Origin of the sequence: uncultured Deefgea sp., from assembly GCF_947072475.1 — a bacterium.
Taxonomy (GTDB): Bacteria; Pseudomonadota; Gammaproteobacteria; order Burkholderiales; family Chitinibacteraceae; genus Deefgea.
The window spans coordinates 21,395-28,186 of record NZ_CAMTIA010000040.1 but is presented as its reverse complement, the minus strand read 5'-3'; the positions used below and the strand labels follow the sequence as shown (position 1 = coordinate 28,186).

The window sequence follows — 6,792 nt, the reverse complement described above, 5'->3', positions numbered from 1 at the left end:
ACTCTTTCGTTTAATCTCTGTGCTAATTTTGTACAACTTGGCTTTAAGGCGGGTTAAAACCCGCCCTACAGGATGGATTTAACTCCACCCTCCACTTCATTGCGATCGATTAGATTTGCATCTAAGCGATCATTTTGAGAGTGTAAGCACTTGTTTGACTGGCAAACCAAGCACTCACACTCATCGGCTGTATTTTGTTAAAGATCAGTGGCTTAGGACACACAAAACAACCTAGAAACCGGTGTTTCGTTTGCTGTGTCAGCAGCAGAGAGGCCGAAATATACGGCAGCCCTGCGATCACGTCAACACCTTGCTGCAAAGAAAATCCAGTTAAGGTGATAAGTTATTGATTTATATAGAATCGGATTTAACTGAAAAATGCAATAAACCGCAAAAAACAAACAAGGGCGCTATCGCGCCCTTGCTTTGAAATCACTGATAAACAGTTAAAACGTACTGTTTATTCTTCTTTTGGCTTATCCCGATTACCGCCAGCAATCATTTTGTATTCAAACAAACGACACTCCAGCGGTCCGTTAAACAATACAGTGCGTTTTGATGCCTTTAAACGCATATGTTTAGGCATATCTAAGTCGGCAGTGAGAAAATAAGTATCCCAGCCGGCAAAGCGTTGCTTTAATAGCGTTGCCCACTGTGGATACAAACTAGCCAAATGCTCTTTCTCATCCATCCGTGCGCCATAGGGTGGATTACAAATCCACACGCCCGACTCTGCTGGTGGTTTAGCATCAAGAACGTTCAATTGCTTTAACTGAATACTATCTTGCATGCCTGCCGCTTCAATATTGGCTTTGGCGTGAACCAATACGGTACTCGATACATCGCTCCCCATAATGACATTGGGCGCAGCACTGAGTTCTTGTGCTTTGGCTTCAGTCAAAATGTTTTGCCAGAAGGATTTGTCGTACATGCGCATTTTTTGGAATGCAAATTGTCGATCCATACCCGGCGCGACACGACGCGCAATCATTGCTGCTTCAACAAGGAACGTGCCCGAACCGCACATCGGATCGTAAAACGCTTGATCCGGCGTCCAACCACTTAAGGACAAAATCCCTGCTGCTAGATTTTCACGCAATGGCGCTTCGCCGGTTTCAACGCGGTAACCGCGTTTAAACAGCGGCTCGCCAGATGTATCTAAATACAAGGTAACGTTTTTCTCTGATAGATACACATTAATCCGCATATCCGGCGCTTCAGTATTCACGCTCGGGCGATTACCGCACTTAAGGCGGAAACGATCGCAAATTCCGTCTTTCACTTTCAACGCGACAAAATTGGTACTGCGTACCGGCGAGCGCACTGCAGTAACGCTCACTTTAATGGTGTTTTCTACGGCAAAAATATCTGCCCATTCAGTATCTCGCGCCAAACGGAAAATATCGTCTTCTGAACGATACGGTTTTTCAACCAATTTCCATAAAATCCGACTCGCAACACGTGAATGCAGATTGGCTTTGTACATCAAAGTCCACGGACCAGAAAAAGCCACGCCGCCATCGGTGACGTGAATGTTCTTCGCCGCCAGTACTTCGAGCTCTTTTTCCAATACAACCTCAAGTCCACGTGGACAAGGGGCAAAAAAATCAAAAATTTGTAGCACAAGTTTCTTCTTTAAAAATTAAATAGTTATTGCTAGTGTACTCGCATCCAGCGGCTCGGTGCGGCGACGCGTTTGCATAATCAGCGGCGCCCAAGTCTCACCGGGACGTTTTTTACGCGTTGTCAGCGTCAATTCAGATGGCCCATATACATTGGTATTATGTGTCAGCGGCGTGGTAATCAAGTACTGCGCATTGGTCGCTTTTAGGAAAGCACCAACGCGATCAATATTGAAAATATCCAAATGCGCAAATGGCTCGTCGATAAACACAAAGCCCGATGGATTGCTTTCATCCATCATTAAGCCAATCAGCAAGATCAATGATTTCATCACCTGCTGACCGCCCGATGCTTCGCCGTCGTTCAAGCCCATCATGCCTTTTTGATCGAAATTGAATCTTGCCGTTAAGCCAGCTTGCGCCAGCACCACATCATCGTTTTCCAAATGCGGCATATCGAGTTCAACATCAATACCAGCCAGCTCGCCCAAGCCTTTCACATTGCGACCGTAGGCGCGAACTGTCGCGCGCAATTTATTAATATATGCGGCACGCGCTTCATCGGTCAGCTGAGCAGTACGATCGACTTCTTGACGGTGCCCAAGCGACTCACCTTCGAGCGCTTTGTAATCGTTCACCAACTTATCGCGGCGCTGCACGATGGTTTCGTCTTTTTCCCAATGCGCTTGGCTTAACTGCTCAGTTTGGCGCACCATCATATGCCGCACTTCGGCGACACTATTATAGTCTTCCTTCAATTGGCGCAACGTAGCAGGCAACAGCCAAACCGATGGCACTTGCTCACGCAAAGTACGAATCGACGTCAATTGCCGGCTAATTTCATTACGTTGACGCTGCAACTGCGCCTGCATTTCATCAATAGCGCGCTGCAACTGATCGCGCTCAATCTCGATTTTTTGTGCGCCCAAACGTAAATCGGCACGACCTTCGCGAGAAGACTCCAGCGCCGCTTGCGCTGCAGCAAGTTCAGCGCCCAAACGCTGCACCGCAGCTTGCTCTTCAGGATAACGTGCAGCAGCGGCCGCCAATTCGGCCTGACGACTCGCCAACTGAACCACCGCCTGCATGCCCATTAATTGCTGAGTAATCGCCGCGATGTCGCGCATCAAGCTATTGAGATCGGCTTCTTTATTTAAGATTTCTTCGTTTAGCGCTTTCAAGCGCAATGCAATATCGGCCAAGCGCGAATGACGTGCGGCTTCACCAAAAGCATAATCACGGGTATCGACCCCGATAAAGCGCGCACCACGGCGTTCACGCAGATACCCCTCACGGGTAATCCAATCGCCATTAATGCGTGCGCCCGCTTCAACCGATTTAACGCGCTGAATACCATTCAATTGCCGCGCCAACCAAGCTGGCACCGGCGCTTTAAAGTCGAGAATTTCTAAAATCGAACCCAAGGTCGCTCTTGGCGCAGGCTCGCGCTCAGACACAATAAAGCTGCGATAACGTAGACGCTCACCCACTTCCCATGCGCGCTGTTTATCCGATTCGCGCTGCAACAAGATCAAATGTTTCGATGGCGCGAGCAAGGCTTCAACTGCGTCTTGCCAAGTATTGTCTTTTACTTCGCAAATTTCAGTCAGCAATTGGTGCGGAATTCCTGCCGCATCCAGGCTTGAACGCATTTGGCGCACGAATTCTGGTGATGGCGCTTTGCCCGCTTGCAAGGCAAATTGCGCTTCGGATAATTGCTGGCGTTCCTCTTTGGCATTTTTTAGCCAAATTTTAAGGTCGCCCTCTTGCTGCTTTAATTCACCCAACCGGTCATTCAGGCCCACCGCATCGGCGCCATGCTCACGCTCGGCCAGCTCACGCAGGCGCTCGCCTTCTTTAATTAGTTTTTCAGTATCACGCGCCGCATCCCGTACCGCTTGGAAAGCTTGAAACTGCAGATCGTAATCGGCCTTGCTTTGCGATTCACCCTGCAAAGTTTGCTGCGCCGCTAGGCGCGCCACCGCCAGCTGCTTTTCTAACTGCGCCAAATCACCGCGTCGATGCCAAAAACTGCGGCGATTTTGCTTAAATTGCATCAAATAATGCCGCAAATTCTCATTAGCCTCAGCCACTTGCAGCGCGGGAATCACCTCTTTTTCTAAGCGCTGGGTATCCGTCCCCAAAGAGCACCATTCCAAATAGCTACTGGCGCGCATCCGAAAACGCTCGACATCTAAGCCCAGTTGCGACAATTGCTGGTTCATTTTATCCAGCTCGCCCTCCGCCTCACGCAGACGCAGCTTGGCTTCGCTGTAATGATCCAAGACTTCTTTGTCGCCAAACACCTGAAACACCAAATCGAGCAGTGTTTTAGGGGAGTATTCGCATAGCTTGTCGGTATCACCTTGCTCCAAGGCCAATACCTCGGCAATCGCTGGGGTTAAACCAGCTTGCTCCAAGCGGCGACGATAATCGCCCACCCCCAACCATTGCAGATGATTTTCAGTCGTACCATCGAGCTGCGCATCCCCTTCGGCAATCGCATACTGCCGCACCCAATCCCCACCCTGCTTTTTAATCCGGCAAAACAGCGTCACGGTTTCACTGGCTAGCGGGAAAAACAAATACGGAAAAAACCCACCACCGCTGCGGCGTGGATTACTCACCACGGCGCGCAACCACGCGATGTTTTCTTTGTTATTACGCACGTAACGCTTGTAATCGCGACGCCCTGAGCATTTCAACGCCAACATAGTACGCAGCGCGTCGAGCAAAGTGGTCTTGCCCGAACCATTTGGCCCGACGACAGTCACAATTTGCGCATCGAGCGGTACTGAAATTCTTTGCCAGAAATCCCAGTGCACCATTTCTAAAGTTTTAATCTGGAACATTTAGCGCATCTCCACCGCAATTTTTTTCCCGAGACCCCAATGCCGCCCAGCTTCCACTGTGTCACAGCAAAAACTTTTCAACGCAGAGGCGCAGAGGTGCGGAGAAAAGCCAAAAACAATGCGTTCCGATGTGGACTTAGCATCAAAATGGGCAAAATCGCCTCGTTTTTCCTCTGCGACTCTGCGACTCTGCGTCGGATTTTTAAGGTTTTTGGCGGGGTAACAAAGTGGCACAACTAAAGTTTTAATCTGAAACATGTGTGCCCTCCACATCGTCCGCGATCTGTGTGCCGGTCAATTTCAAAATATCGGCGAGCGCGCCGTTGATAATGCGCGGGGCGAGTTTGGCGTAGTCAATCATTAGATCGAGCAGCGGACCTTCATAAATCATCCGATTACGACGATTGATAAAGCCTAATTTAGTCAGTTGGCCCAAATTGGTGGCAAAACGCATTTTGCCGCCGAGCACTTTGCCAAAATCAGCGTACAGCGCGTCTTCCGAAATGCCTTGCGCAACGCCTTCGCCGTGTTCGATGGGTTTTTCTGCGCCAAACATATCGCTTTGATCTTCAGAGCCAATGGCAACGCGGGCAATTTGTCGCTCACGTTTTGGCAAAATAATCAGCGCCCATACCACGACCAACAGCGCAATCCCATCACGCGGCAAGCCCATATTATTGGATAACCACGCGTCGCCCTCACCAAATACCCATTCTTCCATTTGCGGCTGCAAAGCCACGGCAATGTGTTCGGCGTAAGGGTTTTCTAGCAATTGCAGACCACAATCGGCCAAACGATGCTCGAGCGACTCACGAAACATTTCATCGATCAACGCGCGCCGAGCCAGCGGGTCTTTACGCAATACAAAACGCTGCGCCAACAGGCGAGCGACTAAAATATTCAGGGCTTGATCCATATTTAACCTAAGAATTCTTATTAACCACAGAGGCACAAAGGCGCAGAGAACCAGCGTTCCTCTATCTCTTTGTGCCGCTGTGGTGAAAGATTTTGCCTGTTCATTGCCGTGATCATCACTGCGGCATCAGTCGCCCAGCGCTAATGCTGGCCACTTCCGGATGATCGGGCGCATACAATTCGCCGCTGATTTCGAGCCGCAATGGCAGCTTGACAATATCGGCCACGACGCTCTTCTCTAGCGCAGCTTCAGCGTCACCCAATAAAGACAATAACGACAAGCGATAGGCGGTTTCTTTATACGTTGGTGCCAGCACCGTAGTCGGCAAATCACCACCCAAACCGTTGGCCGCCATTTGTTGCAGCTCCTCATACAAAGATTCAGCCAGCATCAACCGCTCCGCTTCAACAGCACCAACCTCTTGTGCCGCTGCGCCTTGCGGCATTTCGCTAATAACATGCGTCGGCCGTTCGCGTTCGATAATTTCAAACTCGGTCACGTCGAGCAACACATCAGAAACCACAAAAGCCGGCTCTGGATGAAACAACACCAAATCTCGCCCCAAATCAGCGAGCTTTTCTTGCTTTTGCTGGCGCAACCAATCGGCGACATTGGTGGTTGATAAACCGGATTGCCCCAAATGCACCCGTTGCGACGCCAACTCGGACAAACGACGATGAAATACCGAAGTCAGTCGTAGCATTCTGGCTTGCGCTAATGCAATCGATTGGGCGATTTGATACACCCGAGGATCGGTCGTGTCGTCGGTCAGCACCGTGCGAATCACATCGGTGCCTTTTTCCACCCATTGCCAGACTTTTTCGAGTTTTTCCCGCGCAGCGCGGATTTGAAACTCAGATTGCGACTCCAGTGCCGCTTCAAAGTCGGTATACAGCTCATTCAAACGCGCCAATAAATTGAGCAGCACTTCGTTTGAGACTTGACCGAGCGATTGCCCAGCAGCAACTTGCGAAGTTAAATAACCCAGTTCAGCGTCGCCATCGGCAAATTGCACCACCGTGCCGAGCGCCGCCAGCGCAACGCGGCCCGATTCGCTCATTGCATAGAGCTGCTCGTCCACATCCCAAATCAATAAGCCGTTCTCGCGCAAGCGCTTGAGCACCGTATCGAGCTTGATTGGATTGAGATAGGAAAAATGCATTTGCAAATCTTGCGGCGACCAACGCGGCGCATCAGCGCGCGCGCCAATTTCACGCAAAATCAGTAAGCGCACTAAAACTTCGTCTTCGCCGCCACGAAATAGCGTAATAAACGCGTCCAGATAATGCCGCGCACGCAATAAACTCGCCATCGACGGCAAATCAGCAGGCGCGAAGCCATTGGCAAAAAATTGAGAGAGTTCGTTTTCGTCTTGCATGAGGATGACAAATATCAGGGAGGA

General features: G+C 50.1%; 5 protein-coding genes. All 5 read right to left on the bottom strand.

Features of this window, described 5'->3' with window-relative positions:
* Window positions 1–460: 460 nt before the first annotated feature.
* Window positions 461–1,624 carry a class I SAM-dependent RNA methyltransferase gene (locus tag Q0V82_RS12240; RefSeq protein ID WP_297576120.1) on the bottom strand — a complete coding sequence of 388 codons (1,164 nt, stop codon included), beginning with the start codon at window positions 1,622–1,624 and terminating at the stop codon, window positions 461–463.
* 18 nt (window positions 1,625–1,642) lie between these two features.
* On the bottom strand, window positions 1,643–4,474 hold the full coding sequence (locus Q0V82_RS12235; RefSeq protein WP_297576118.1) for an ATP-binding protein: 2,832 nt from the start codon (window positions 4,472–4,474) through the stop codon (window positions 1,643–1,645).
* Window positions 4,475–4,732 carry a hypothetical protein gene (locus Q0V82_RS12230; RefSeq protein ID WP_297576115.1) on the bottom strand — a complete coding sequence of 86 codons (258 nt, stop codon included), beginning with the start codon at window positions 4,730–4,732 and terminating at the stop codon, window positions 4,475–4,477.
* On the bottom strand, window positions 4,719–5,390 hold the full coding sequence (locus Q0V82_RS12225) for a hypothetical protein (protein WP_226765224.1): 672 nt from the start codon (window positions 5,388–5,390) through the stop codon (window positions 4,719–4,721). Before Q0V82_RS12225 ends, Q0V82_RS12230 begins: the two co-directional genes overlap by 14 nt.
* Before the next feature lie 115 nt (window positions 5,391–5,505).
* A complete protein-coding gene (locus tag Q0V82_RS12220; protein WP_297576111.1) occupies window positions 5,506–6,768 on the bottom strand; it encodes a hypothetical protein in 1,263 nt (420 codons plus the stop codon).
* Between the last annotated feature and the right edge of the window lie 24 nt (window positions 6,769–6,792).

Excerpts from the sequence above, each read along its gene's own strand:
- Q0V82_RS12235 (WP_297576118.1), bottom strand. The coding sequence starts at position 4,474 with ATGTTCCAGATTAAAACTTTAGAAATGGTGCACTGGGATTTCTGGCAA.
- Q0V82_RS12230 (WP_297576115.1), bottom strand. The coding sequence starts at position 4,732 with ATGTTTCAGATTAAAACTTTAGTTGTGCCACTTTGTTACCCCGCCAAA.
- Q0V82_RS12225 (WP_226765224.1), bottom strand. The coding sequence starts at position 5,390 with ATGGATCAAGCCCTGAATATTTTAGTCGCTCGCCTGTTGGCGCAGCGT.
- Q0V82_RS12220 (WP_297576111.1), bottom strand. The coding sequence starts at position 6,768 with ATGCAAGACGAAAACGAACTCTCTCAATTTTTTGCCAATGGCTTCGCG.